We start from the raw sequence: 24930 nt of genomic DNA, 5'->3' as shown, positions 1-24930 counted from the left end.
ACGGACGCCACCACGTCCAAGCTGTAACCCCCAGTCCCCGCGCCCGGAGGACAGCCCATGGGCCAGCCGCCCCTCGCCTCGGGCCCGCACGGCCCCGACACCCTGCGGCCCCTGCTCGACACCGTGCTCGACGCCCTGCGCACCGGCACCGCCGCACGCCGCGGCCCCCTGCCCACCGGCGGCCCCGACACCGTCACCGCCCGCATCACCGCCGCAGCCGGTCACATCCTCCCCGACCACGGCGACCCCCACGCCCTCCACACCCTCGTCACCGCACTCGCCGAAGGCACCGCAGACCCCGCCCACCCCCACTGCGCCGCCCACCTCCACGGCCCACCCCTCGCCGTCGCCACCGCCGCCGACCTCGCCGCCAGCGCCCTCAACCCCTCCCTCGACTCCTGGGACCAGGCCCCCGCCGCCACCGCCCTCGAAGCCCTCGTCACCCGCGCCCTCGCCCACGAAACCGGCGCCACCGACGCCCTGGTCACCACCGGCGGCACCGAGTCCAACCAGCTCGCCGCCCTCCTCGCCCGCGAGCGACACGGCGCCGGCCTACGCCTCGTCCACGGCGCCAACGCCCACCACTCCGTACCCCGCGCCGCCTGGCTCCTCGGCCTCCCCGACCCCGTCACCGTCCCCGCCCCGAACGGCACCCTCGACCCCGCCGCCCTCGACGAAGCCCTCACCCACATCCCCGGACCCCACCTCGTCGTCGCCACCGCCGGCACCACCGACACCGGCCTCATCGACCCACTCCCCGACATCGCCGCCCGCTGCACCGCCCACCACGCCCGCCTCCACATCGACGCCGCCTACGGCGGAGCACTCCTCTTCAGCGAACGGCACCGCACCAAACTCACCGGACTCGAAGCCGCCGACACCACCGCCCTCGACCTCCACAAACTCGGCTGGCAACCCATCGCCGCCGGCCTCCTCACCATCAAGAACCCCGACGACCTCACCGCCCTCCACCACCACGCCGACTACCTCAACGCCGACGACGACACCGACGCAGGCCTCCCCGACCTCCTCAGCCGCTCAACCCGCACCAGCCGCCGCCCCGACATCCTCAAAATCGCCGTCACCCTGCGCACCCTCGGCCGCAGCGGACTCGGCGCGCTCATCGACCAGGTCTGCGCCCTCGCCCAGGACTTCGCCACCCTCGTCGACACCCACCCCCGGTTCGAACTGCACGCCCCACCCACCATCAGCACCGTCCTGTTCCGGCCCGCCCACGCCACCGACACCACCGTCGCCGCCGCCCGCCGCACCCTCCTCACCACCGGCACCGCCGTCCTCGGCCGCGCCCGCACCGACGGCCGCCTCTGGCTCAAAGCCACCCTCCTCAACCCCCACACCCGGCCCGACGACCTCACCACCCTCCTCACCCACGTCGAAAACGCCCTGGAAGGACCCACCGAGCGATGACCACCCCCACCCACCACACCCCCGAAACCCCCCGCGACCTCGTCGGCATCGGCATCGGCCCCTTCAACCTCTCCCTCGCCGCCCTCGCCGACCCCCTCACCGAACTCGACACCGCCTTCTACGACCAGCGCCCCACCTTCCACTGGCACCCCGGCCTCCTCATCGACGGCGCCCGCATCCAAGTCCCCTTCCTCGCCGACCTCGTCACCCTCGCCGACCCCGCCAGCCCCTGGACCTTCCTCAACCACCTCAAAACCCGCGAACGCCTCTTCCCCTTCTACTTCGCCGAGCGCTTCCACATCCAGCGCGCCGAATACGACGCCTACTGCCGCTGGGTCGCCGACAACCTCCCCACCCTCCACTTCCACCACCAGGTCGACGCCGTCCGCTGGAACCCCGAACGACACCTCTTCGAAGTCGACTACACCCAACTCGGCACCGACGGCGAAGCCGAAGCCCTCGGCCGCACCCACACCCGCAACGTCGTCCTCGGCATCGGCACCGAACCCCACGTCCCCGACCCCCTCAGACCCCTCGTCGACACCCCCGGCGTCCCCGTCCTCCACGCCGCCGACTACCTACAGCACCGCGACACCCTCCTCACCGCCGGACACGTCACCGTCATCGGCACCGGCCAGTCAGGCGCCGAAATCTTCCTCGACCTCCTACGCCACCGCCCCGCCGGCCGCGAACAACTCCACTGGCTGGGCCGCACCGAAGCCCTCGCCCCCATGGAGTACTCCAAACTCGGCCTCGAACACTTCACCCCCGACTACACCCGCTACTTCCACGCCCTCACCGAACCCGTCCGCGACCGCCTCATCGCCTCCCAATGGCAACTCCACAAAGGCATCGACGCCGACACCACCGCCGCCATCCACGACGAGCTCTACCGCCGCACCCTCGACGGCGGCTGGCCCGACACCGTCCTCACCCCCGGCGTCCACGTCCGCACCGCCGGACGCATCGCCACCACCAAAATCGAACTCCACCTCGAACACGACCAGCAGAAAACCCGCACCCGCCTCACCACCGACGCCGTCGTCCTCGCCACCGGCTACCGCGAACGCCCCCTCAGCCGCATCCTCGCCGGACTCGACCCCTACATGCGCCGCGACAGCCACGAACGCCCCCGCATCGACGAACGCTTCCGACTCCGCCTCGACCCCTCCGTCACCGGCCACGTCTACTGCCAGAACGCCGAAACCCACACCCACGGCGTCGGCACACCCGACCTCGGCCTCGCCGCCTGGCGCAGCGCCACCATCCTCAACGACCTCACCGGCCGAAACCCCTACCCCCTCCCCACCCGCACCGCCTTCACCACCTTCGGCCTGGAAAACGCACAGCCCCAGATCCCCTCCGCACGCGACCACCGGACACTCACCCCGCTGGTGGAAGGAATCTGAGGCCGCACCACCCCCAGAAACACCGAACTCAGAACACCGGCACACCCTCCCGCGTCAACCGCCAGTCCACCGACGCGAAGTCCGCCGGATCCAGCACACCCTTCGCCGTCACCCACTCGGCGATCCGCGTACGGATCTCCGTCGACTCCGACCACAACTCCCGGGCCGACGCCACATGCGGAAACGCACCACCACCGTTGGCCCGGTAGTTGTTCACCGCCAGCACGAACTCCGCGCCGTCCACCAACGGCACACCCCCGTACGCCAGATTCCTGATCCGCGAACCGGGCGCCTGCGCGACATCGATCTCGTACGTCAGCCCCGACACATAGTCGTAGTTGTAGTCCGGACGACCGTTCGCATTCGTCAGCTTCGCCACGTCCACCGGCGCCCCCGCCGCCGTCCGCACGTAGTACTCCGCCGAATACTCCAGGTACGCCCGCAACTGCGCACCCGTCATCAACTTCGCCACCAGCGTGTTGTCGTACACGTACAGACTCGACAGATCCCGGATCGTCACCTCACCCGCCGGAATCTCCGAAGTCCGCGAGAACGGCGACGCCTGCGCGAGAACCGGCAGCGACGCAAACTCCGTACCCGCCAGCGCCTCCCTGACCACGTCCTCCTGCACCTTGGTGATCAGATCGATGATCGGCGCGTCCTTGTACCGCGCCTCCACCGTCGTCAACGTCTCCGTCGCCGTACCGACCACCTGATTGACGTACGCCACGACCTTCTCGTGCTCGTCCGTCAGCAGTCTCGTGATCGCGGGATCGTCCTCGACCGTGGCCGAATCCCGCAGCGACGCCCGCACCGACTCCACCTGCCACCGGCCCCGCTCGAAGAACAACTCGACATCGAACAGAGTCAGCCGCTCGGCGTAACACAGTGGCTCCGACAGCACCACCGTCTTCCCGGTCTCCTCGTTGACGACCTTCAGCTCCGCGATCTCCTGGTGCGCGTGCCCGACGAGGATCGCGTCGATCCCCGGCACCAGCCGCGCCACATTCGCCGCCGCGTTCTCCACATACGGAAGCTGATCACCGTACGACGACGTACCCGACGACCCCGAGTGCGCCGACACCACCACCACGTCCGCACCCATCGAACGCAGCTTCGGCACCCACTTGGCCGCCTGCTCCTCAAGACCCGGGAACGCCAGCTTCCCCTGCACGTACGCCTTGTCCCAGATCGCGATACCCGGATTCGTCAACCCCAGCACCGCCACCTTCACCGGCGGCGCCCCCTTCACCCGGAACGTCTTCATGAAGTACGGCGGAAAAGCCGGCCGCAGCGTCTTCGCGTCCACCGCGTTCGCACCCAGCAGCGGGAAATCGCACTGCTCCTCGAACTTGCGCAGCGTCTCGATGCCGTAGTTGAACTCGTGATTCCCGAGCGCCACCGCGTCGTACCCGATCGCGTTCATCGCCTGCGCCATCGGATGCACCGGACCACCCTTCGCGGTGATCGGATCGACCTTGGCGTAGTAGTACGTCAGCGGGGTGCCCTGGATGGTGTCACCCGCGTCCAGCAGCAGCGTGTTGCCGCGGCCCTTCTCCTCCCGGACCTGGTTCACCAGCGTCGAGACACGCGCCAGGCCCTGCGCGTTGCCCGCCGAGTCGGCGTACTCGGCGTCCTTGAAGTAGTCCCAGTTGAAGACGTGCCCGTGCAGGTCGGTGGTGCCGAGGATCGTCAGGGCGTAGCGCTTCGGCTTCCGACGGCCCTTGTGACCCTTGTCGACCGGGGCCGCCTCGGCCGCCGGAGCCGCCGCCGCACCGGCCAGCGCGACACCCGCCCCCGTCACTGCGGACCTGCTCAGGAACTTCCGGCGGTTCAACGGCATGGCTGGCTCTCCTCGGTTCAGTGACCCGTGCACGAGTCGGCAACGCGCGTAGATTCTGTCCTGAACATGCCCCCTGTCAAGGGGGTGGAGGCCAGGTCACGTGCTCATCGGAGCGGACGGCCGCACAATTCAACACTTGTCAATAACCCTTTACTCAACGGTTGTTGAGTGGTCATGCGTGGCCAATTCGCTACCCGGCAGTAAGTCATAGGCTCGACACATGCGCCGAGCAAAGATCGTTTGTACCCTGGGGCCCGCCACCGACTCGTACGACCAGATCAAAGCCCTGGTCGACGCCGGAATGGACATCGCCCGCTTCAATTTCAGCCACGGCACCCACGCCGAACACGAAGAGCGCTATCGGCGTGTCCGAAAAGCGGCCGACGAAACCGGCCGCAGCGTCGGCGCCCTCGCCGACCTTCAGGGCCCGAAGATCAGACTCGGCCACTTCACCGAAGGACCCGTACTCCTTGAACGCGGCGACACCTTCACCATCACCGTCGAGGAGGGCGTGGAGGGCGACCGCCACACCTGCGGCACCACCTACGCCGGCCTCGCCGCCGACGTCACGCCGGGTGAGCGCGTACTCGTCGACGACGGCAAGGTCTGCCTCGAGGTCACCGACATCGACGGCCCCCGCGTCCACACCAAGGTGATCGAAGGGGGCATGGTCTCCGACCACAAGGGCCTCAACCTCCCCGGCGTCGCCGTCTCCGTCCCAGCCCTCTCCAAAAAGGACGAGGACGACCTCCGCTGGGCCCTCCGGGCCGGCTTCGACGTCATCGCCCTGTCCTTCGTCCGCAGCGGACGCGACGTCCTCGACGTCCACCGCATCATGGACGAAGAAGGCCGCCGCCTCCCCGTCATCGCCAAGGTCGAAAAACCCCAGGCCGTCGAGAACATCGACGACATCGTCGCCGCCTTCGACGGCATCATGGTCGCCCGCGGCGACCTCGGCGTCGAAATGCCCCTCGAACAGGTCCCCATCGTCCAAAAGCGCGCCATCAAACTGGCCAAGCGCAACGCCAAGCCCGTCATCGTCGCCACCCAAATGCTCGACTCCATGATCGACAACGCCCGCCCCACCCGCGCCGAAGCCTCCGACGTCGCCAACGCCGTCATCGACGGCACCGACGCGGTGATGCTCTCCGGCGAGACCAGCGTCGGCAAGCACGCTGTCGACACGGTCCGCACCATGGCCAAGATCGTCGCAGCGGCCGAGGAGGACATCCTCGCCAAGGGCCTGCCACCCCTCACCGAACGCAACAAGCCCCGCACCCAGGGCGGCGCCGTCGCCCGCGCGGCCGCTGAGATCGGCGACTTCCTCGACGCCAAGTTCCTCGTCGCCTTCACCCAGTCCGGCGACACCGTCCGCCGCCTCTCCCGCTACCGCTCACCCATCCCCCTCCTCGCCTTCACCCCCGAACCGGCGACCCGCTCCCAGCTCAGCCTGACCTGGGGCGTGGAAACCTTCCTCGGCCCTCACGCCGACTCCACGGACGCGATGGTCGACCAGGTGGACGAGCTGCTCCTGCGCTACGGGCGCTGCGAGAAGGGCGACGTCGTGGTCATCACGGCCGGCTCACCGCCGGGGGTGTCGGGCACGACCAATCTGGTGCGGGTGCACCACATCGGCGAGGACGACAGTCCCAAGTAGGTTCAGTACTTGGGGCCGACGTGGGCGTCCATGAGGGCTACGGAGGCTTTGCGGGCTACGGAGATGTTGAAGGGGTCGCTGCCTCGGGCGAGGGTGGTCCACTCGACGCCGACCGTGGCTAGGGCGCTGGTGAACAGCCCGCGGATGTCGTCCGACTTATTGCTGAAGAAGTAGCGCGTGTACTCGTAGCGCTTGAGAACGCCGCCGACGGTCTTCGTAGTCCAGTTGGTAATACGGCAGCCGTCAGAGTGGATGAGGCCCCGGATGAACTCCCAAGGGTGCGCGTCAACGATGATCTGTTGCCACGCCTCAAGGGCGATCGTGCGCTCGTGCTTCTTTCCGGGGCCGTGCTGAGGGAACATGCAGCACCAATGCTTCGTGTACGACTTGACCTCCACGCACCCAGGTTTCCGGCGTGGACGAACGCTGGGTAGTGGCATGACCTTGCGCATGGCGTCTGCCGCTGCTTCGATCAGACCGGTCTGTGTAGCGTCGCAGAAGATCGACAGGTGATGCTGGCTGGGCTTCGAGACGATGTGACCGTCGCCCAGGTACAGGCCCAGTAGGTAGGCGTACGCAACCTCGTCGAACTGGCGACCTGTGCACCGAGGGCAATCGGTTGGTTGCCTATACGCCTCGCCGCGCGCTCTGCGGTCCTCGCTGCGCCACCAGCTCACGGTGCCCCGTGGGATCTTGAGCCGTGCGGCAACAACGTGGTTGGGGATTCCCTGGTTCATGAGCGCGACAGCGTGTGCGCGGATCGAAGGACTGTGCTGTTCCATGGGGACACACTGAGTTAACTGCAGTCACTCGGGGTATCAAAAAGCGGAAGATCACGCGAACGTGACCTTCCGCTTTTTGATGTCTGTGCCGGGTACGGGACTCGAACCCGTATGTCCTTTCGAACAGATGTGTTTGAGACATCCGCGTATGCCAGTTCCGCCAACCCGGCTGGTCAGCCATCAGGAGTGTACCGGTTCACCCTCGTCAGCCGCAGCTAGGTAGGCTCTTGGAAGCAGTACCGCCTGCCCCGGAACAAGGAGCGCCCACGTGACCGCCCCCGAGTCGCCCCAGCCCGCCGACGTGAACGACGACGACAAGTCGCACGTGCCTCCGCTGACGACCCGTGTCGTCATCGCCGAGGACGAGGCGCTCATCCGACTGGATCTCAAAGAGATGCTGGAGGAGGAGGGCTACTCCGTCGTAGGCGAGGCCGGTGACGGTGAGGAGGCCGTGGAGCTGGCCCGTGAGCACAAGCCCGACCTCGTGATCCTGGACGTGAAGATGCCGAAGCTGGACGGCATCTCCGCGGCGGAGAAGATCGCCGAGGAGAGCATCGCGCCGGTGCTGATGCTGACGGCGTTCTCGCAGCGTGACCTGGTGGAGCGGGCGCGGGACGCCGGTGCGATGGCGTACTTGGTGAAGCCGTTCAGCAAGAGTGATGTCGTTCCGGCGATCGAGATGGCCGTCTCGCGGTTCACGGAGTTGAAGGCGCTGGAGAAGGAGGTCGCCGACCTCAGTCTGCGGTTGGAGACTCGGAAGCTGGTGGACCGGGCGAAGTCGGTGTTGCAGACGGAGTACGGGCTGACGGAGCCGGCGGCGTTCCGGTGGATTCAGAAGACGTCGATGGATCGGCGGATGTCGATGCAGCAGGTTGCTGAGGCGGTCATTCAGGACGCTGAGGAGAAGAAGGCGTCGAAGGGCTGAGTGCGTACGGTTGAGGCCCGCGTCCCCGGTGTGGGGGCGCGGGCCTCTGCCGTGTCCGGGTGGGTTCAGTCTTCGCCGAGGTAGGCCTTGCGGACGGATTCGTCATGGAGGAGGTCTTGTCCGCTGCCGGAGAGGACGATGTTGCCGACTTCCATGACGTGGCCCTGGTCGGCCAGGGAGAGCGCGGCCTGGGCGTTCTGTTCGACGAGCAGGATGGTGGTGCCCTGGGATTTCAGTTCGGCGATGGTCTGCATGATCTTCTGCATCATGATCGGTGAGAGGCCCATGGAGGGTTCGTCGAGCATGAGGAGCTTCGGCTGGGACATGAGGGCGCGGCCCATGGCGAGCATTTGCTGTTCGCCGCCGGAGAGGGTGCCGGCGGCTTGTTTGCGGCGTTCGCCGAGGATGGGGAAGAGGTCGTAGGCGCGCTGGATGTCTTTTTCGATGCCTGGTTTGTCGTTGCGGAGGAAGGCGCCGAGGCGGAGGTTGTCCTCGATGGTCATGCGGGGGAAGATGTGCCGGCCCTCGGGGGAGTGGGCGAGGCCGAGGGAGACGATCTGGTGGGCGGGGACCTTCTTGAGGGACTTGCCGCCGAATTTGATCTGTCCGCCGACCGGCTTGAGGAGGCCGGAGAGGGTGCGCAGGGTGGTGGTCTTGCCGGCGCCGTTGGTGCCGATGAGGGTGACGACTTCGCCTGCGTCGACCTTGAAGGTGATGCCTTTGACGGCTTCGATCTTGCCGTAGGCGACGCGGAGGTCTTCGACCTCGAGGAGTGCGGTCATCGGTCGTTCTCCTTGCCGGCCGCGGTGTCCGTGGTGGTGTCGGCCTGGGCGTGGGCCTCGGCGGCTTCGACTTCGGCTGCTTCGGCGGCGCCGGGGTCGTTGGCGAGGGGTTCGCCGAGGTAGGCGGCGATGACGCGTTCGTCGCCCTGGACGGTGGCGCTGTCGCCTTCGACGAGTTTCTCGCCTTGGACGAGGACGGCGACGCGGTCGCAGAGGTTGAAGATGAAGCGCATGTCGTGCTCGATGACGAGGACGGCGATGCCCTTGTCGCGGATGGCGAAGACGAGTTCTTCGGTGGCGCGGGTTTCCTGGGGGTTCATGCCGGCTGTGGGCTCGTCGAGGAGCAGGAGGCCGGGTTCGCTGGCGAGGGCGCGGGCGATTTCGAGCTTGCGTTGTTCGCCGTAGGGGAGGTTGCGGGCGAGGTGGTCGGCCTTGTCGGCGAGGCCGACGAACTCGAGGAGTTCGGTGGCGCGTTCGCGGGAGTGGGCTTCGGCCTTGTGGAAGCCGGGGCCGCGCAGGACGGCGGACCAGAAGCCTTCTTTGGTGCGGGTGTGGCGGCCGACGAGGACGTTTTCGAGGACCGTCATGTTGGCGAAGAGGCGGATGTTCTGGAAGGTGCGGGCGATGCCTGCTGCGGTGACCTTGAAGGATTTGGCGGGCAGGACGGTGCCCTTGTAGCGGACTTCGCCTTCGGTGGGGATGTAGAGGCCGGTGAGGCAGTTGAAGAAGGTGGTTTTGCCGGCGCCGTTGGGGCCGATGAGGCCGACGATTTCGCCGCTGTTGACGGTGAGGTCGACGTTGTTGACGGCGGTGAGGCCGCCGAAGCGCATGGTGACGCCGCGTGCGTCGAGGACGGTGGTGCCGGGGGCGGGTGTGCCCGGGTTGGTGTCCTTGGTGGTGGTGTCGGTGGTCATGTGGTCAGGCCCCTGTCTTGCTCAGGGTGGTGGGCGCGTCGGCTTCTTCGTGGAATTCCAGCTTGCGGCGTCGGTTGGCGACGAGGCCTTCGGGGCGGAAGCGCATGAGCAGGACGAGTGCGAGTCCGAAGGCGAAGAGCTGGTAGTCGTCGAGGAACTGGAGTTTGTTGGGGATGAGGAAGAGCAGTGCGGCGCCGATGAGGGGGCCGGCGATGGTGCCCATGCCGCCGAGGACGACTGCGGCGAGGAGGAAGGCGGAGTTGGGTGGGGTGGTGCCGGCGAAGAGGTATTGCTCGGGGGTGACGGTGTAGGTCACGTGGGCTTGGACGGTGCCGGCGAGTCCGGCGAGGGAGGCGCCGACGGCGAAGGCGATGAGTTTGACGCGGAAGCCGTTGATGCCCATGGCGAGGGCGGCGGTTTCGTCTTCGCGGATGGCGACCCAGGCGCGGCCGATGCGGGAGTCGCCGCTGCGTCGGAAGACGAGGACGACGACGGCCGTGATGATGAGCATCAGGAAGAAGTAGTTGGCGAATCGGCCGATGGTGAAGCCGCCGATGTCGTGTGAGGTCCCCATGTCGAAGCCGAGGACGTTGAGGTCGGGGATGGAGGAGATGCCGTTGGAGCCGTTGGTGACGTCGGGGCCTGAGGTGCCGTCGAGGTTGTTGGCGGTGATGCGGAAGATTTCGCCGAAGCCGAGGGTGACGATGGCGAGGTAGTCGCCGCGGAGGCGCAGGGTGGGTGCGCCGATGAGGACGCCGAAGATCAGTGAGGCGGCGGCGCCGACGAGGACGGCTGCCCAGAAGGGGAGGTGGAGGTCGAAGGGGGAGCTGGGGGAGCCGGAGACCATGGAGGCGGCGTAGGCGCCGACGCCGAGGAAGGCGACGTATCCGAGGTCGAGGAGGCCGGCGAGGCCGACGACGATGTTGAGGCCGAGGGCGACGGTGGCGAAGATCAGGATGTAGACGCCGAGGGTGGCGTAGCGGTCGTCGGACTGGGTGAAGGGGAAGCAGGCGGCTGCGATGAAGGCGCCGCAGATGGTGATGGACTGGTGTCGGGCGGTGATTTCGGTGGCTTGGGCGATGAGGCCGGCGCGGTGGAGGGCGGTGAAGCCGAGGCCGGCGACGATGAGGAAGCCGATGAAGAGTTCGTCGTATTCGGTGCCGATGCCGTAGGTGAAGACGGTCAGGGCGGCGGCGAGGATGCCGACGATGATGAGGATTTCGGCGTAGGAGGGCAGGGGGCGGGCGGGGCGGGGGGTGCCGGTGGTGAAGGCTGCCCTGATGGTCTGCCAGTTCTGGGAGGTGGTGTGTTTGAACTGTTCCCAGCCGGTGTCGTCGGGGTCGAAGGGGTCGGGTGCGGGGCGTTCGAAGGGGAGGGCGAGTGCGCCGAGGAGGGTGGTGAGGGTGACGGCTGCGGCGATGTAGCCGCCGGGTTCGAGGTTGACGAGGCCGCCGAGTTGGGCGCTGATCGCGATGACTGTGTACCAGGTGGTCGCGAAGGCGGCGAGGGCGGCGAATTTGAGGGCGGCGTCGGCGCCGGCGGGTACGAGCCAGCGCAGTCCCTTGATGTCGTACGACGCGAGGCCGAACAGGGCGGTGAGGGCGCCGGCGATCAGTACGAGGACTTGGAGGCCGCCGGGGTAGCCGTAGACGGTGAGGTCGCCGGGGAATTCGGCGGTCCAGGTCCAGGCGAGGAAGGTGGAGGCGGCGGTGAGGGCGCCGCCGCCGGTGGCGAGGGCTCGTCCTATGTGCGGGGGTATGCCGATGAGGCCGGTGGTGTCGCGGGCGGCGGACGCGTCGGTGGTCTTGGGTGCGGTGGTCTGTGTGGTCATTGGTGTCACGCCCTGTCCGCAACGCGTTCGCCGAGCAGTCCTTGTGGCCTGAACAGCAGTACGAGGATGAGGAGGATGAAGGCCCAGACGTCTGCCCAGGACTGGCTGCCGAACTGGTCGAGGCCGGGTACGTCGGCGATGTAGGCGGTGGCGAGGGTTTCGGCGACGCCGAGGACGAGGCCGCCGATCATGGCGCCGTAGATGTTGCCGATGCCGCCGAGGACGGCGGCGGTGAAGGCTTTGAGGCCGAGGATGAAGCCCATCTTGAAGTCGATCTGGCCGTATTCGAGGCCGTATGCGACGCCTCCGACGGCGGCGAAGACGGCGCCCAGGGCGAACGCGATGACGATGATGCGGTCGGTGTTGACGCCCATGAGTTTGGCGGTGTCGGGGTCTTGGGCGGTGGCCTGCATGCCGCGTCCGGTGCGGGTGCGCATGACGAAGTAGGCGAGGATGGCCATGCTGATGGGGGCGGCGGTGAAGACGAAGATGTCGCCGGTCTGGAGGGTGACGTTGCCGATGTGGAAGGGGCCGCCGTCGATCTGGGGGAAGGTGCGGGCGGATTTGGCTTCGGGGTACCAGGCCCAGATCGCCTGCTGGAGGGCGAGGGAGAGGCCGATGGCGGTGATGAGGGGGGCGAGCCGGGGTGCGCCGCGCAGCGGGCGGTAGGCGAACCGTTCCGCCCCGACGGCGACGGTCACGGAGACGATGACGGCGCCGATGATCATCAGGGGCAGGGCGATCAGCATGGAGGTGCCGTCGGGCAGGATGTACACGTAGACCGTGAGTGCGCCGAAGGCGCCGGTCATGAAGATCTCGCCGTGGGCGAAGTTGATGAGCTGGACAATGCCGTAGACCATTGTGTAGCCGATGGCGACCAGCCCGTACATGGATCCCAGTAGCAGGCCGTTGACCAGCTGCTGCGGCAGTTCGTTCACCGCATGTCCTCCGAGACTTTCGGATGTTCGACGGATGTGGCCGGATGCGTGAGTGCGCGGGGCGCCAGTGGTGCAGCGCCCCGCGCGGCTCTTCGGTGGTGCGGGCGTCGTGCCGGTTGGTCAGCCGGTGTAGGTGCCGGACTTGACGGGGCTCCAGGTGCCGTTCTTGACGGCGTAGACGGTGAGCTGCTTGTTGGTGGTGTCACCGAATTCGTCGAAGGAGACCTTGCCGGTCACACCGTCGAAGGAGACGTTCTGCATGGCCTGCATGACCTTGGTGCGGGCGTCGTCGGGGAGCTTGCCGTCGTTCTTCTCCACGACTGTCTTGACGGCTTCGATGATCGCCCAGGCGGAGTCGTAGGAGTAGCCGCCGTAGGCCTCGAAGGGCTCCTTGTAGCCGGCTTCCTTGTAATTGGCGACGAATTCCTTGGCGGACGGGAGGTCTTCGACGGGGGCGCCGACGGAGGTGGCGAGGTCGCCCACGCCGGAGGCGCCGGCGAGCTTGATGAAGTCGGCGCTCTTGATGCCGTCGCCGCCGACCAGGGGAATCTTGGCGCCGGTGGCCTTGATCTGCTTGCTGAGCGGGCCGGCCTGCGGGTATTCGCCGCCGTAGTAGACGACGTCGGCGCCGGAGTTCTTGACCTTGGTGGCGACCGCGGAGTAGTCCTTGGTGTCCGGGTTGATGTGTTCGGTGCCGACGACCTGGCCGCCGAGTTTCTTGAACTCGTCGGTGAAGGTGGCGGCGAGGCCGGCGCCGTAGGTCTTCTTGTCGTCGATGACGAAGACCTTCTTCTTCTTGAAGTCGTTGTAGACGTACTGCGCGGCGAACGGGCCCTGGATGGCGTCGGTGGTGGCGGTGCGGAAGTACGAGTCGTACTGCCGTTCCTTCTTGGTGCGCCAGTCGGGGCCCTGGGTGAGGGAAGGGCCGGTGTTGGCCGGGGACACCTGGACCAGTTTGGCGGTGTCGAACACCTTCTGCATGGATTCGCCGACGGAGGAGTTCAGCGGGCCGACGACGCCGAGGACTTCGTCGTTGGCGACGAACTGGGTGGCGTTCTGCTGGCCGACGGAGGGCTGGGCCTGGTCGTCGAGGGCTTCGACCTTGAAGGTGATGCCGTCGACGTACTTCTCCTCGTTGGCGGTCTTCGCGGCGAGGTCGGCGGAGTTCTTGATGCCGAGGCCCATGGCGGACAGGTCGCCGGTCAGCGGGGCGTCGACGCCGATGACGACGGTGGTGCCGCCACCGCTGCCGCCGTTGCCGGAGTCCGAGCCGCCGTCGTCGTCGCGCGAGCCGCAGGCGGTGAGGGTGAGCGCTCCCGCTGCCAGAGCGGCGGTGATGGCGATGAGCGAACGTTGACGCACGATCAGTCCTTTCCCTGGCGCAGCCGCGTCCCCGTGGAAGCGGCCGAGTCGAACGCTGGGCCGAAGTGACAATCCGACTGCGCGGTGACTGGCCGTGACTCTAAGCGTGTGTGGGGAACGTGGAGGAGGGTCTGACTCAGGCTGTGACGCTCTTGTTATGACACGGGGTAATGCAGAGCGGTACTGGCTGGGAAGAAGGGCGGAATTCCGGCCGATTCGCCCTGTCCGCATGATGAGAACCCGCAGGACTGGCCGGGCGAGTTCAGGTGTCTGGGGCGTTTTGGTGATTACCTGGATTCGTTGCTGCAGGCGATCCGGAGGGCCTCGGAGAGGTCCTGTGCATAGTCTGATCCGAGGATGAAACTGTGGGCCTGGATTGCGCGCGTATTACGCAGTGTTACATCCAGGAAAGGGAAGCCGAGGTTCCGGGGTGCTTTTTCGCATTCCGTCACCCTCAGCGTGACAATGATCTTGCGGGCCGAATGCGACTTTGTCTGGAAAGGTGCCGCGGGCGACGAAGTGATCGACAGGCCCTCGTAGGGCTGGTCCAGACGCGTCACGGTGACGGGCGGGCCGGACCGCACGCTCAGCCGTACCGCGAAGCTCAAGGCGCCGGGATCGGCGCCGCCCGGGCCGGGCACCGCGTCCAGGTAGACGAGGTCCACCGCGTGGACCGGGTACGGCGGCGGGGGAGGGGCCGGCTGCCGTGGCCGGCTCGCGTACAGGTAACCGCTGCCCGCCAGTACGGCGAGGATCGCGGCGGTGGCGAGGACGGCCCGGCGGTGGTCGGCGTAGCGCCGGGCCAGGCGTCCACGCGGCCGGGCGGGTGGCCGGGGAGCGTCGGCGGCGTCCCGGGCGCGGGTGCCCTCGCCCGGCTCCACGGGGCCGGTGCCGGTCATTGCCACGGTCCGTCGGCCGGGACGCCGTCGCGGTACTGCTCGGCGCACCCGGCTTGGGCCTGACGGTCGATCAGTGTCTGTGCGGCTCCGCTTCCCCGGTCGCGCTTCGCGGCCTGCGCGGCGTCCACGACCTCGCGCAGGATGCCGTACTGACGGTTGGACAGGCCCATCGACTGGTAGTCGCCGTAGGGGGTGGCACCGTCGAGGGCCCGGCGGGCCCAGTAACGGACGGCGGTCGTGCACAACTCCGTGGGGGAGAGGCTGCGCCGAGCCGATGTGGATGCCGATGCGGATGCGGGCAGTGGCGCGGTCGCTTCCGTGGCGACGGCGGAAGGGGTCCCGGTGGTGCGGGAGTTGCCGCAGGCGGTGGCCAGGGCGCCGGTCGGCAGGCTCAGCGCCAGTGCGAGCAGGGCGGGGATGACCCGGAAGGGCCCGGTGCGCCGGGAAGTCGGCCGTGGGGGGACCGGGCGTCCGGGCGCGAGCCGCGCGGGCGCGCGCCGTCGGGGCACGCGTGCCGTGGACGTGATCCGCGTGGACGGGGTCCGTGCGGAGGCGAAGCGGAACCGCCGAGCCGTCGCCCCCGGCCAGGGGGCCTCTCCCCGTCCCATGCCCCGAAGTTAGGGCGCCGGGTGGCCGGGAGCAATGCCGTGCGCGCGAAGCGCCGACCGGGCCGTGCACACGTCGGGCCGTGCGCCCGTCGGGCCGTCGCGCCGCTCAGGCCCTCGCGCCGGCCTGCGCCCCGTCGCCCGGCTTCACGTCCCGCAGCAGGCAGGTCAGCCGGGCGGTGCACACGCGGCGGTCCTGCTCGTCGCTGATCACGATCTCGTACGTCGCGGTAGACCGGCCCCGGTGCACCGGCGTGGCCACCCCGGTGACCAGACCGGAGCGGGCCCCGCGGTGGTGGGTGCAGTTCAGGTCGACGCCGACGGCGATCTTGGAGGCGCCGCCGTGCAGCATCGAGCCGACCGACCCCAGCGTCTCGGCCAGCACCGCCGAGGCGCCGCCGTGCAGCAGCCCGTACGGCTGGGTGTTGCCCTCGACCGGCATGGTGCCGACGACCCGGTCGGCCGACGCTTCGAGGATCTGGACGCCCATGCGCGTCCCGAGGTGCCCGGCGGAGAAGAGTGCGGGCAGGTCGACGCCGAGCACGGCGTACTCGTCGATGACCTCCTGCGGGAACTGCACCTGCTGCTGCTCGCCCATGGGCCCGGCTCCGTTTCGTCGCTCGATCTGCGGTGGGCGCCGGGCGGCCCGTGGGGCGGACCGCCGACACCTCTGAGCAAACGCTCAGTCGGTCGCCGATTGTTCCAGACGGACGACGACGGACTTGCTGGCCGGGGTGTTACTGGTGTCCGCGGTGGCGTCCAGGGGCACCAGGACGTTGGTCTCCGGGTAGTACGCCGCCGCGCAGCCCCGGGCCGTCGGGTAGTGCACGACGCGGAAGCCGGGCGCCCGCCGCTCCACACCGTCCTTCCACTCGCCGACCAGGTCGACGTACGCGCCGTCCCGGACGCCGAGCCCGCGGGCGTCCTCCGGATTGACCAGGACGACCCGGCGGCCGTTCCTGATCCCCCGGTAGCGGTCGTCCAGGCCGTAGATCGTGGTGTTGTACTGGTCGTGCGAGCGCAGCGTCTGCAGCAGCAGCCGGCCCTCGGGCAGCTCGGGGTACTCGACCGGTGCCGCGGTGAAGTTGGCCTTGCCGGTCGCCGTCGGGAAGCGGCGCTCGTCGCGCGGGGCATGCGGCAGGGCGAAGCCGCCGGGGCGGGCCACGCGCGCGTTGAAGTCCTCGAAGCCGGGGATCACGCGCCCGATGCGGTCGCGGATCGTCGCGTAGTCCTTCTCGAACTCCGCCCAGGGCGTGGCACTGCGCTCGCCCAGCACCCGGCGGGCCAGCCGGCACACGATGGCCGGCTCGGACTGCAGGTGGGCGCTCGCCGGTTCCAGCCGGCCGCGGGAGGCGTGCACCATGCCCATGGAGTCCTCGACGGTGACGAACTGCTCGCCGCCGCCCTGGAGGTCCCGCTCGGTGCGGCCGAGCGTCGGCAGGATCAGGGCGCGGGCGCCCGTGACGGCGTGCGAGCGGTTGAGTTTCGTCGACACGTGCACGGTGAGCCGGGCCCGGCGCATCGCCGCCTCGGTGACCTCCGTGTCGGGGGAGGCGGAGACGAAGTTGCCGCCCATGGCGAAGAACACCTTCGCCTCGCCGTCGCGCATCGCGCGGATGGCGCGTACGACGTCGTAGCCGTGCTCGCGCGGCGGGGCGAAGCCGAACTCCTTCTCCAGGGCGTCCAGGAAGGCGGGCGCCGGGCGTTCGAAGATGCCCATGGTGCGGTCGCCCTGCACGTTGGAGTGGCCGCGCACCGGGCAGACGCCGGCGCCCGGACGGCCGATGTTGCCGCGCAGCAGGAGGAAGTTGACGACCTCGCGGATGGTGGGCACGGAGTGCTTGTGCTGGGTCAGGCCCATCGCCCAGCACACGATGGTGCGCTTCGAGGCGAGCACCATGCGCAGGGCTTCCTCGATCTCCGCGCGGGTGAGGCCGGTCGCCGTGAGCGTCGCCTCCCAGTCGGCGGCGCGGGTGGCCTCGGCGAACTCCTCGTACCCGTGGGTGTGCTGCTCGACGAACGCCTCGTCGACCGCGCCGTCGGTCTCCAGGATCAGCTTGTTGAGGAGGCGGAACAGGGCCTGGTCGCCGCCGATGCGGATCTGCAGGAACAGGTCGGTGAGCGCGGCGCCCGCGGTGAGCCCCTTGGGGGTCTGCGGGTTCTTGAAGCGCTCCAGCCCCGCCTCGGGCAGCGGGTTGACGCTGATGATCTTCGCGCCGTTGGCCTTGGCCTTCTCCAGGGCGGAGAGCATGCGCGGGTGGTTGGTGCCCGGGTTCTGGCCGGCCACGATGATCAGGTCCGACTTGTAGAGGTCCTCGAGCAGGACGCTGCCCTTGCCGACGCCGATGGTCTCGGACAGGGCCGAGCCGGACGACTCGTGGCACATGTTGGAGCAGTCGGGCAGGTTGTTGGTGCCGAGCTCACGGGCGAAGAGCTGGTAGAGGAACGCGGCCTCGTTGCTGGTGCGTCCGGAGGTGTAGAAGACGGCCTCGTCGGGCGAGTCCAGGGCGGCGATCTCCTCCGCCACGATGTCGAAGGCGCGCTCCCAGGTCACCGGCTCGTAGCGCTCGCCGCCCTCCGGCAGGTACACCGGGTGCGTGAGCCGTCCCTGCTGGCCCAGCCAGTACCCGCTGCGGGTGGCGAGGTCGGCCACGGGGTGCGCGGCGAAGAACTCCGGGGTGACCCGGCGCAGGGTGGCCTCCTCGGCGACGGCCTTCGCGCCGTTCTCGCAGAACTCCGCCTTGTGCCGGTGGTCCGGCTCGGGCCAGGCGCAGCCCGGGCAGTCGAAGCCGTCCTTCTGGTTGACGCTCAGCAGCGTCAGCGCGGTGCGCTTCACGCCCATCTGCCGCTGCGCGATCCGCAGGGTGTGGCCGATGGCCGGGATGCCCGCCGCCGCGTGCTGGGGTTCGGTGACCTGCGGGGCGTCCTGGACCGGATCACCCGTGGGCGGCTTGGTGGCCATCGCGCGCTCCTTCGCTTACGCGTGTGAGGTACGTCTCCGATCCTCGCACGTCCCTGTGACAGTGAGGGAGCCCGGCCGTGCCGACGGCGAGCGCGGGGCCGAGTGTCAGTGGTCCGTGGCAGGATCGGGGACGTGGCAGAGACAGCAGCGAAGAAGACCGACAACACCTCCGGCGGCGACCGTCCGCGCCTGATGCTCATGGACGGGCACTCGCTGGCGTACCGCGCGTTCTTCGCGCTGCCCGCGGAGAATTTCACGACCGCGACGGGCCAGCCGACCAACGCGATCTACGGCTTCGCGTCGATGCTGGCCAACACGTTGCGTGACGAGGCGCCGACCCACTTCGCGGTGGCGTTCGACGTCTCCCGCAAGACCTGGCGGTCGCAGGAGTTCACCGAGTACAAGGCGAACCGCTCCAAGACCCCGGACGAGTTCAAGGGGCAGGTCGAGCTGATCGGCGAGCTGCTCGACGCCATGCACGTGCAGCGCTTCGCCGTCGAGGGCTTCGAGGCCGACGACGTCATCGCCACGCTCGCCACGCAGGCCGAGGCCGAGGGCTTCGACGTCCTGATCGTCACCGGCGACCGGGACTCCTTCCAGCTGGTCAGCGAGCACACCACGGTGCTGTATCCGACCAAGGGTGTCTCCGAGCTGACCCGTTTCACGCCGGAGAAGGTTTTCGAGAAGTACGGGCTGACCCCCGCCCAGTACCCCGACTTCGCGGCCCTGCGCGGCGACCCGTCCGACAACCTGCCGGGCATTCCGGGCGTCGGCGAGAAGACGGCCGCGAAGTGGATCAACCAGTTCGGGTCCTTCGCGGAGCTGGTGGAGCGCGTCGAGGAGGTCAAGGGCAAGGCCGGGCAGAATCTGCGCGACCACCTGGAGTCCGTGAAGCTCAACCGCCGGCTCACCGAGCTGGAGCGGCGGGTCGAGCTGCCGAAGACGGTCACCGACCTGGAGCGGACTGCGTACGACCGCAAGGGCGTCGCGGTGATCCTGGACACCCTGGAGATCCGCAACCCGTCCCTGCGGGAGCGGCTGTACGCCGTCGACCCGGGCGCCGAGGAGGCCGAGGCGACCCCGGTCGTGGCGGACGGCGTGGAGCTAGACGGCACCGTGCTGGGCACCGGCGAGGTGGCCGGCTGGCTCGCCGGGCACGGCACGCAGCCCCTCGGCGTCGCCACGGTCGACACCTGGGCGCTGGGCACCGGCTCGGTCGCCGAGGTCGCGCTCGCCGCGGCCGACGGGAAGGCCGCCTGGTTCGACCCGACGGAGCTGGACGAGGCCGACGAGGCGGCGTTCGCGGCCTGGCTGTCCGACCCGGACCGGCCCAAGGTCTTCCACAACGCCAAGGGCGCGATGCGCGTCTTCGCCGAGCACGGCTGGAGCGTCGCCGGCGTCGGCATGGACACCGCGCTCGCCGCCTACCTGGTCAAGCCGGGCCGCCGCTCCTTCGACCTGGACGCGCTCTCCCTGGAGTACCTGCACCGCGAGCTGGCGCCCGCCGCCGCGGCCGACGGCCAGCTCGCCTTCGGCGCGGACGACGGCGCGGAGGCCGAGGCCCTGATGGTGCAGGCCCGCGCGATCCTCGACCTGGGCGAGGCCTTCGAGGGCCGCCTGGCGGACGTCGGCGCCGCCGACCTGTTGCGCGACGTGGAGCTGCCCACGTCCGCCCTGCTGGCCCGCATGGAGCGGCACGGTATCGCGGCCGACCGGGAGCACCTCCAGGCCATGGAGCAGATGTTCGCCGGCGCCGTGCAGCAGGCGGTGAAGGAGGCGCACGCGGCGGCCGGGCACGAGTTCAACCTCGGCTCGCCCAAGCAGCTCCAGGAAGTCCTCTTCGGCGAGCTGAACCTGCCGAAGACCAAGAAGACCAAGACCGGCTACACCACGGACGCGGACGCCCTGGCGTGGCTCGCGGCGCAGACCGAGAACGAACTGCCGGTCATCATGCTCCGCCACCGGGAGCAGGCCAAGCTGCGGGTCACGGTCGAGGGCCTGATCAAGACGATCGCCGCCGACGGCCGCATCCACACCACGTTCAACCAGACGGTCGCCGCGACCGGCCGCCTCTCCTCCACGGACCCGAACCTGCAGAACATCCCGGTCCGTACCGACGAGGGCCGGGCGATCCGCCGCGGCTTCGTCGTCGGCGAGGGCTTCGAGTCGCTGATGACGGCCGACTACAGCCAGATCGAGCTGCGCGTGATGGCGCACCTCTCCGAGGACGCCGGCCTGATCGAGGCCTTCACCTCCGGCGAGGACCTGCACACCACCGCCGCCGCGCAGGTCTTCTCCGTCGAGCAGTCCGCGGTCGACGCGGAGATGCGCCGCAAGATCAAGGCCATGTCGTACGGACTGGCGTACGGTCTGTCGGCCTTCGGTCTCTCCCAGCAGCTGAACATCGAGGCGGCCGAGGCCCGCGGCCTGATGGACGCCTACTTCGAGCGGTTCGGCGGCGTGCGGGACTATCTGCGCCGGGTCGTCGACGAGGCACGGGCGACGGGCTACACGGCGACGCTCTTCGGCCGCCGCCGCTACCTGCCCGACCTCAACAGCGACAACCGCCAGCGCCGCGAGGCGGCCGAACGCATGGCGCTGAACGCGCCGATCCAGGGCACGGCAGCCGACATCGTCAAGATCGCCATGCTCAATGTGGACAAGGCGCTGCGCGAGGCCGGCCTCACCTCCCGCATGCTGCTCCAGGTCCACGACGAAATCGTCCTGGAGATCGCCCCCGGCGAGCGCGCGGCGGCGGAGGAACTCGTCCGCCGCGAAATGGCCGACGCCGTGCAGCTCAGGGTCCCCCTGGGCGTCTCGGTGGGCGCGGGCCCGGACTGGGAGTCGGCAGCGCACTAGCCTGCGCCGGTCGCCGGTCGCCGGTCGCCGGTCGCCGCTCGCCGGGGCACGGCGGACGGACGGTGGGCGGGTGGCCGGCGGACGGGGTCGGTCGGCAGGGAGGCGGGGGAGCGGCGCGGGGCTGCGCGCTCGCGGCGAACGCCTCCAGCTCACCGTCCCGCGCCGCTGACATCGCCCTCGCCCAAGCCCGGCGACCGCGCCCGGCCCGTACGCCGTCGCTCGCTGACATCGCCGCGTCATCGCCCTCGCCGAAGCCCGGAACCGTCGCCGACCAGGCCCGGCACGTACACCGCCGTCCTTTGCCCGGGAGGGAACGCAGTTCACCGGCGCCCCCGCGCCCGGCACATGCGCGGTCGCCCACCGACCCGGAGGGGAACGCCCGCCCGCCCGGCAGGGCCCGTCACTCAGGTGGCCCCCGCGAAAGCGCCCCCCGCCCCCGGCTCCCGTGAGGATGCGGGCATGGGTATACGCATGCTCCACCACCGGACCGCACCGGGACGGGCAAGCACAGACCGACCCGCCCGCGTGCCACTCCTGCCGGTCCCGGTCTTCGCACCGGGCGCGAGTACCGGCCGCACCCCCACCACCCTCACGACGGCCCTGCGCCGCACCACGGCAGACCTCCGCCGCGGGCTCCTCCGCCGGGACCGGGCCGCCGCGTCCCCGCGCGAGACGCCCGCCTGGCGCCTGTGGGCGGACCTCGCCCGCGGCTACGTGGCGCTCGCCCTCACCCTGCTGCCGCGGACCCGGCCCGCGCACACCTTCACCGTGTTCGTCGCGAGCACCGACACGCTCAGGGCGCGACCCGGCGGTCCGGTTCGGTACCGGCGCCTGCCGGGACGGCGGGGACCTGGGCCGGACGCCACACCCTGACCGCCACGGCGTACAGCAGCAGCCCCGGGAGGAGCCCCGCGCCCGCCCCGAAGCACACCGTGGGGATCAGCTCCCAGGGCTTCGCGACATCACCCCAGTAGTCCCACCACCGGACGGCCCGCCGCACCGCCCCGGCCACCGCACAACCGCCGAGCACCGCCCCGGCCCACCACCGGTCCCGCACCAGGAGCACCGGAACGTGCGACGCGCCGGTCCGGGGCGTCCGGCGCAGCGCCCGCGCCAGGAACACGGCGAGCACGACGGCCGCCACGGCGGAACCCCCGTACTGGAGGTACCAGTACAGCGGAGAGCCCGCGATCTCCCGGCCGAGGGTGGGGAACACCTTCATCCCCCACCGGTCGAGGTGCGTGAACGCGTCCCACACCACATGGGTCGACGCCCCCAGCACCGCCGACACGTACCACCACACCAGCAGCGACGGCCGCACACGCGCGCGCGGCGCCCCGCACCGCAGCAGGGCGGCGACCCGCCCCTGCCGGGACGGCGGCAGCAGGGCCACCAGGGGCTCCCGCACGACCAGCCACAGCCCCACCAGCGCCCAGGCGATGACCACATCGACGGTGAACACACCCGGGAAGGAGTGCGTGACGTCCCCGAACTCCATCGCCCCGGACAGGAAACTCGCCGCGTAGTAGGTCATGTCGGGCGCAAACGTCCCCGCCACCAGCGCGGCCGGCACTAGCCGCCCCCGCCCGGTCCCGTCCCCCCGGAGCGCGGGCAGGACGGCGGCGGCGTGACTGAGGGTGAACGGCAACGAAACTCCTCTTATGGCCAACTGGTGAATATCGGGCACGAACGGGTCCCCGTGCAAAGCAAGTTGTCGTAGGGTCGCCTGCGGCACCGTGCTGATCGAACAGACGAGCACCGCGCGGGGAAAGTTGCGGCGCAACCACCGGCGCGCACCGGTCGTCGCAACAGGACGGGTACGACGGGCGAGTACGACAGCCGAAGACGGACGGACGCGCGGGCGTCCACGGGAGGGGTTCACTCTATGGCGGCGCATTTCGACAGGAGGCTCCGCAAGGCGGCGGTCACCACCACCGTCGCGGCGGTCGCGGTCGCGGCCCTGTCCGCGTCCCAGGCGCCCAACGTGACGACCGACGCCAACGGCAGACAGACCACCTCCGACAACGTGCCGGCCTCCGACACGCCCGCCGAGGAGAGCGCGACCGGCAACTCGCCGTACTACACGGACCTGCCGCCGCTGAACAGCCCGAGCCCCGCGCCGACCATCGGCACCCCCGCGGCCCGGACACCGTCCGAGGGGGGTATCCCCGCCACCGTCCTCGACGCCTACAAGAAGGCCGAGTCGGCGCTGCGCCGGTCCAAGCCCGGCTGCAACCTGCCCTGGCAACTCCTCGCCGCCATCGGCAGGGTGGAGTCGGGACAGGCCCGCGGCGGCCGCGTCACCGCCGACGGCACCACGACCAGTCCGATCATCGGCCCGCAGCTCGACGGCAACGGCTTCGCGCTCATCAAGGACACCGACAACGGCGTCTACGACGGCAACAGCGCCTACGACAACGCCGTCGGCCCCATGCAGTTCATCCCGTCCACCTGGGCCTGGGCGGCCCGCGACGGCAACGGTGACGGCAAGGAAGACCCCAACAACATCTACGACGCCGCGCTCGCCGCCGGTCACTACCTGTGCCGCAACGGCTGGGACCTGTCCGACCAGGCCGACCTCGACCGCGCGATCCTCAGCTACAACAACTCGCGGGACTACCTGCACACGGTCCTGTCCTGGCTGGAGCACTACCGCAAGGGCACCCACGAGATCCCGGACGGCACCGGCGCCCTGCCCGGGAACCGCAGCGACGACGGCGCGGCGAACAGGCCCGACCCGTCGCCGAGCGGTACGGGCCCGAGCACACGCCCCACGCCCCCCGGCACGCCGTCGCCCAGCCCGGACAGGCCGGGCGGTTCCACCGGGTCCGGCAAGCCCACGAACCCCACCAACCCTTCGGACCCGGCAGACCCCGGCACCGGCTCCCCGGGTCCGGAGACGCCGGACCCGACCGACCCCGAGACCCCGCCCGACAACCAGACCCCCACCGACACGGTGCACCACCTGGAGAACGCGGGCACCACCGGGCTCACCGCCATCGCCGGCGACACCTTCGCCGAGAAGATCAGCACCCGCGCCGAGACCAGGGCCGGAAAGACCGTCGGCAAGGTACGGATCCGCTTCACGATCCTGGGCGACACGGACGCCACCTTCACCGGCGGCGAAAAGGTGGCCGTGGCCACCACCGACGCCTCCGGTGTGGCGGTCGCACCCGCGCTGGTGGCGGGCGAGAAGACCGGTGCCTTCACGGTGCGGGCCGCCGTCGCCGGCCGGATGGTCCCCGGCGTCGACTACAAGGCGACCGTCACCGAGCGCGTCGCCGACGCCCTCGCGCGCACCGACGCGACCGAGCTGACCTGCACGCCCGGCGGCGAGTTCGCGGACCGGGTCGGGGTCAAGGCCACGTACAAGGGCGCCGCCGCGGACAAGGTCGCCGTCACCGCCACGCTCATCAAGTCGGCGCTCAACCCGGCCGAGAACGACAAGGGCCCCTACTTCAAGGACGCCGACGGCAAGACCGTCCGCACCCTGACCGGCCTGAAGACCGACGCCAAGGGCCTGCTGACACTGCCGAAGCTGTACGCGGACGACACCGCCGGCACGTACGTGCTGCGCCTGACCACCGCGGGCGGCGCCACGCTCGACGTCCAGCTGAAGGTGGCCGAGGCGAAGCCGACGCCGAGCCCGTCGCCCGAGTCGCCCGACGCCTCGCCCAGCCCCTCCACCGAGCCGTCGACCGAGCCGGACGCGTAGGCGCGCGGCTCCCGCGCGC

18 protein-coding genes and 1 tRNA gene are annotated in these 24930 nt (G+C 69.7%); 6 read left to right on the top strand and 13 right to left on the bottom strand.

The genetic code is table 11. The annotated features are described in order from the left end of the window. Nucleotides 1-57 precede the first annotated feature (57 nt). Nucleotides 58-1428, top strand: a complete 1371-nt coding sequence (locus AMK11_RS01190; RefSeq protein ID WP_073721842.1) for a pyridoxal phosphate-dependent decarboxylase family protein — start codon at nucleotides 58-60, stop codon at nucleotides 1426-1428. Continuing rightward, on the top strand, nucleotides 1425-2837 hold the full coding sequence (locus AMK11_RS01185; protein WP_073721840.1) for a lysine N(6)-hydroxylase/L-ornithine N(5)-oxygenase family protein: 1413 nt from the start codon (nucleotides 1425-1427) through the stop codon (nucleotides 2835-2837). Before AMK11_RS01190 ends, AMK11_RS01185 begins: the two co-directional genes overlap by 4 nt. A gap of 28 nt (nucleotides 2838-2865) precedes the next feature. Here AMK11_RS01185 and AMK11_RS01180 read toward each other — a convergent pair whose 3' ends face one another. After that, on the bottom strand, nucleotides 2866-4680 hold the full coding sequence (locus tag AMK11_RS01180) for a bifunctional metallophosphatase/5'-nucleotidase (RefSeq protein WP_073721838.1): 1815 nt from the start codon (nucleotides 4678-4680) through the stop codon (nucleotides 2866-2868). A 220-nt stretch (nucleotides 4681-4900) separates the two neighbouring features. On the opposite strand from AMK11_RS01180, the gene pyk reads away from it, so the two are divergent. Next, nucleotides 4901-6337, top strand: coding sequence for a pyruvate kinase (gene pyk / locus AMK11_RS01175; protein WP_073721836.1), 1437 nt, complete (start codon nucleotides 4901-4903; stop codon nucleotides 6335-6337). Between the two features lie 2 nt (nucleotides 6338-6339). Here the strand turns inward: pyk and AMK11_RS01170 are convergent, their stop codons facing one another. Both AMK11_RS01170 and AMK11_RS01165 read right to left on the bottom strand, forming a co-directional pair. Then, nucleotides 6340-7119 (bottom strand): hypothetical protein, encoded by a 780-nt coding sequence (locus AMK11_RS01170; protein WP_073721834.1) that lies wholly within the window; start codon nucleotides 7117-7119, stop codon nucleotides 6340-6342. Between the two features lie 86 nt (nucleotides 7120-7205). Beyond that, nucleotides 7206-7289, bottom strand: a tRNA-Leu gene (locus AMK11_RS01165). A gap of 98 nt (nucleotides 7290-7387) precedes the next feature. Between AMK11_RS01165 and AMK11_RS01160 the strand changes: the two genes are divergently transcribed. Next, nucleotides 7388-8044: an ANTAR domain-containing response regulator gene (locus tag AMK11_RS01160; RefSeq protein WP_073721833.1), complete on the top strand. Its 657-nt coding sequence runs from the start codon at nucleotides 7388-7390 to the stop codon at nucleotides 8042-8044. Between the two features lie 65 nt (nucleotides 8045-8109). Here AMK11_RS01160 and AMK11_RS01155 read toward each other — a convergent pair whose 3' ends face one another. The 9 genes from AMK11_RS01155 to AMK11_RS01115 form a co-directional block, all read right to left on the bottom strand. Further along, a complete protein-coding gene (locus AMK11_RS01155; protein WP_073721832.1) occupies nucleotides 8110-8826 on the bottom strand; it encodes an ABC transporter ATP-binding protein in 717 nt (238 codons plus the stop codon). Beyond that, a complete protein-coding gene (locus tag AMK11_RS01150; protein ID WP_073721830.1) occupies nucleotides 8823-9740 on the bottom strand; it encodes an ABC transporter ATP-binding protein in 918 nt (305 codons plus the stop codon). Before AMK11_RS01150 ends, AMK11_RS01155 begins: the two co-directional genes overlap by 4 nt. A 4-nt stretch (nucleotides 9741-9744) precedes the next feature. Continuing rightward, entirely contained in the window at nucleotides 9745-11571 is a 1827-nt protein-coding gene (locus AMK11_RS01145) for a branched-chain amino acid ABC transporter permease (RefSeq protein ID WP_073721828.1), read from the bottom strand. A gap of 5 nt (nucleotides 11572-11576) precedes the next feature. After that, a complete protein-coding gene (locus AMK11_RS01140) occupies nucleotides 11577-12509 on the bottom strand; it encodes a branched-chain amino acid ABC transporter permease (protein ID WP_073721826.1) in 933 nt (310 codons plus the stop codon). A gap of 120 nt (nucleotides 12510-12629) precedes the next feature. After that, complete coding sequence (locus AMK11_RS01135) at nucleotides 12630-13871, bottom strand: branched-chain amino acid ABC transporter substrate-binding protein (RefSeq protein ID WP_073721824.1); 1242 nt, start codon at nucleotides 13869-13871, stop codon at nucleotides 12630-12632. Between the two features lie 287 nt (nucleotides 13872-14158). Further along, nucleotides 14159-14770, bottom strand: a complete 612-nt coding sequence (locus AMK11_RS01130) for a Tat pathway signal sequence domain protein (RefSeq protein ID WP_073721822.1) — start codon at nucleotides 14768-14770, stop codon at nucleotides 14159-14161. After that, on the bottom strand, nucleotides 14767-15378 hold the full coding sequence (locus tag AMK11_RS01125) for a hypothetical protein (protein ID WP_241846878.1): 612 nt from the start codon (nucleotides 15376-15378) through the stop codon (nucleotides 14767-14769). The genes AMK11_RS01130 and AMK11_RS01125 overlap by 4 nt, the downstream gene beginning before the upstream one ends. Before the next feature lie 106 nt (nucleotides 15379-15484). After that, entirely contained in the window at nucleotides 15485-15973 is a 489-nt protein-coding gene (locus tag AMK11_RS01120) for a PaaI family thioesterase (protein WP_073721820.1), read from the bottom strand. Between the two features lie 84 nt (nucleotides 15974-16057). Continuing rightward, entirely contained in the window at nucleotides 16058-18337 is a 2280-nt protein-coding gene (locus tag AMK11_RS01115) for an FdhF/YdeP family oxidoreductase (protein ID WP_073721818.1), read from the bottom strand. A 132-nt stretch (nucleotides 18338-18469) separates the two neighbouring features. On the opposite strand from AMK11_RS01115, the gene polA reads away from it, so the two are divergent. Continuing rightward, nucleotides 18470-21196, top strand: a complete 2727-nt coding sequence (gene polA / locus AMK11_RS01110) for a DNA polymerase I (RefSeq protein WP_073721816.1) — start codon at nucleotides 18470-18472, stop codon at nucleotides 21194-21196. Between the two features lie 793 nt (nucleotides 21197-21989). Here the strand turns inward: polA and AMK11_RS01100 are convergent. Further along, nucleotides 21990-22844 carry a DUF4184 family protein gene (locus tag AMK11_RS01100; RefSeq protein WP_073721814.1) on the bottom strand — a complete coding sequence of 285 codons (855 nt, stop codon included), beginning with the start codon at nucleotides 22842-22844 and terminating at the stop codon, nucleotides 21990-21992. Nucleotides 22845-23081: 237 nt separating this feature from the next. On the opposite strand from AMK11_RS01100, the gene AMK11_RS01095 reads away from it, so the two are divergent. Beyond that, nucleotides 23082-24911 (top strand): lytic transglycosylase domain-containing protein, encoded by a 1830-nt coding sequence (locus AMK11_RS01095; RefSeq protein ID WP_073721812.1) that lies wholly within the window; start codon nucleotides 23082-23084, stop codon nucleotides 24909-24911. Nucleotides 24912-24930: the final 19 nt, after the last annotated feature.

Origin of the sequence: Streptomyces sp. CB02414, from assembly GCF_001905385.1 — a bacterium.
Lineage (GTDB): Bacteria > Actinomycetota > Actinomycetes > Streptomycetales > Streptomycetaceae > Streptomyces.
The sequence above is the reverse complement of the archived record's forward strand: the minus strand, read 5'-3'. Positions and strand labels throughout refer to the sequence as shown.

What these genes read in the sequence shown, in the direction of transcription:
- AMK11_RS01150 (WP_073721830.1), bottom strand. Translation starts at nt 9,740, where the DNA reads ATGACCACCGACACCACCACCAAGGACACCAACCCGGGCACACCCGCC.
- AMK11_RS01180 (WP_073721838.1), bottom strand. Translation starts at nt 4,680, where the DNA reads ATGCCGTTGAACCGCCGGAAGTTCCTGAGCAGGTCCGCAGTGACGGGG.
- AMK11_RS01115 (WP_073721818.1), bottom strand. Translation starts at nt 18,337, where the DNA reads ATGGCCACCAAGCCGCCCACGGGTGATCCGGTCCAGGACGCCCCGCAG.
- AMK11_RS01130 (WP_073721822.1), bottom strand. Translation starts at nt 14,770, where the DNA reads ATGACCGGCACCGGCCCCGTGGAGCCGGGCGAGGGCACCCGCGCCCGG.
- AMK11_RS01145 (WP_073721828.1), bottom strand. Translation starts at nt 11,571, where the DNA reads ATGACCACACAGACCACCGCACCCAAGACCACCGACGCGTCCGCCGCC.
- AMK11_RS01095 (WP_073721812.1), top strand. Translation starts at nt 23,082, where the DNA reads ATGGCGGCGCATTTCGACAGGAGGCTCCGCAAGGCGGCGGTCACCACC.
- AMK11_RS01170 (WP_073721834.1), bottom strand. Translation starts at nt 7,119, where the DNA reads ATGGAACAGCACAGTCCTTCGATCCGCGCACACGCTGTCGCGCTCATG.
- AMK11_RS01155 (WP_073721832.1), bottom strand. Translation starts at nt 8,826, where the DNA reads ATGACCGCACTCCTCGAGGTCGAAGACCTCCGCGTCGCCTACGGCAAG.
- AMK11_RS01185 (WP_073721840.1), top strand. Translation starts at nt 1,425, where the DNA reads ATGACCACCCCCACCCACCACACCCCCGAAACCCCCCGCGACCTCGTC.
- AMK11_RS01190 (WP_073721842.1), top strand. Translation starts at nt 58, where the DNA reads ATGGGCCAGCCGCCCCTCGCCTCGGGCCCGCACGGCCCCGACACCCTG.
- pyk (WP_073721836.1), top strand. Translation starts at nt 4,901, where the DNA reads ATGCGCCGAGCAAAGATCGTTTGTACCCTGGGGCCCGCCACCGACTCG.
- AMK11_RS01125 (WP_241846878.1), bottom strand. Translation starts at nt 15,378, where the DNA reads ATGGGACGGGGAGAGGCCCCCTGGCCGGGGGCGACGGCTCGGCGGTTC.
- AMK11_RS01120 (WP_073721820.1), bottom strand. Translation starts at nt 15,973, where the DNA reads ATGGGCGAGCAGCAGCAGGTGCAGTTCCCGCAGGAGGTCATCGACGAG.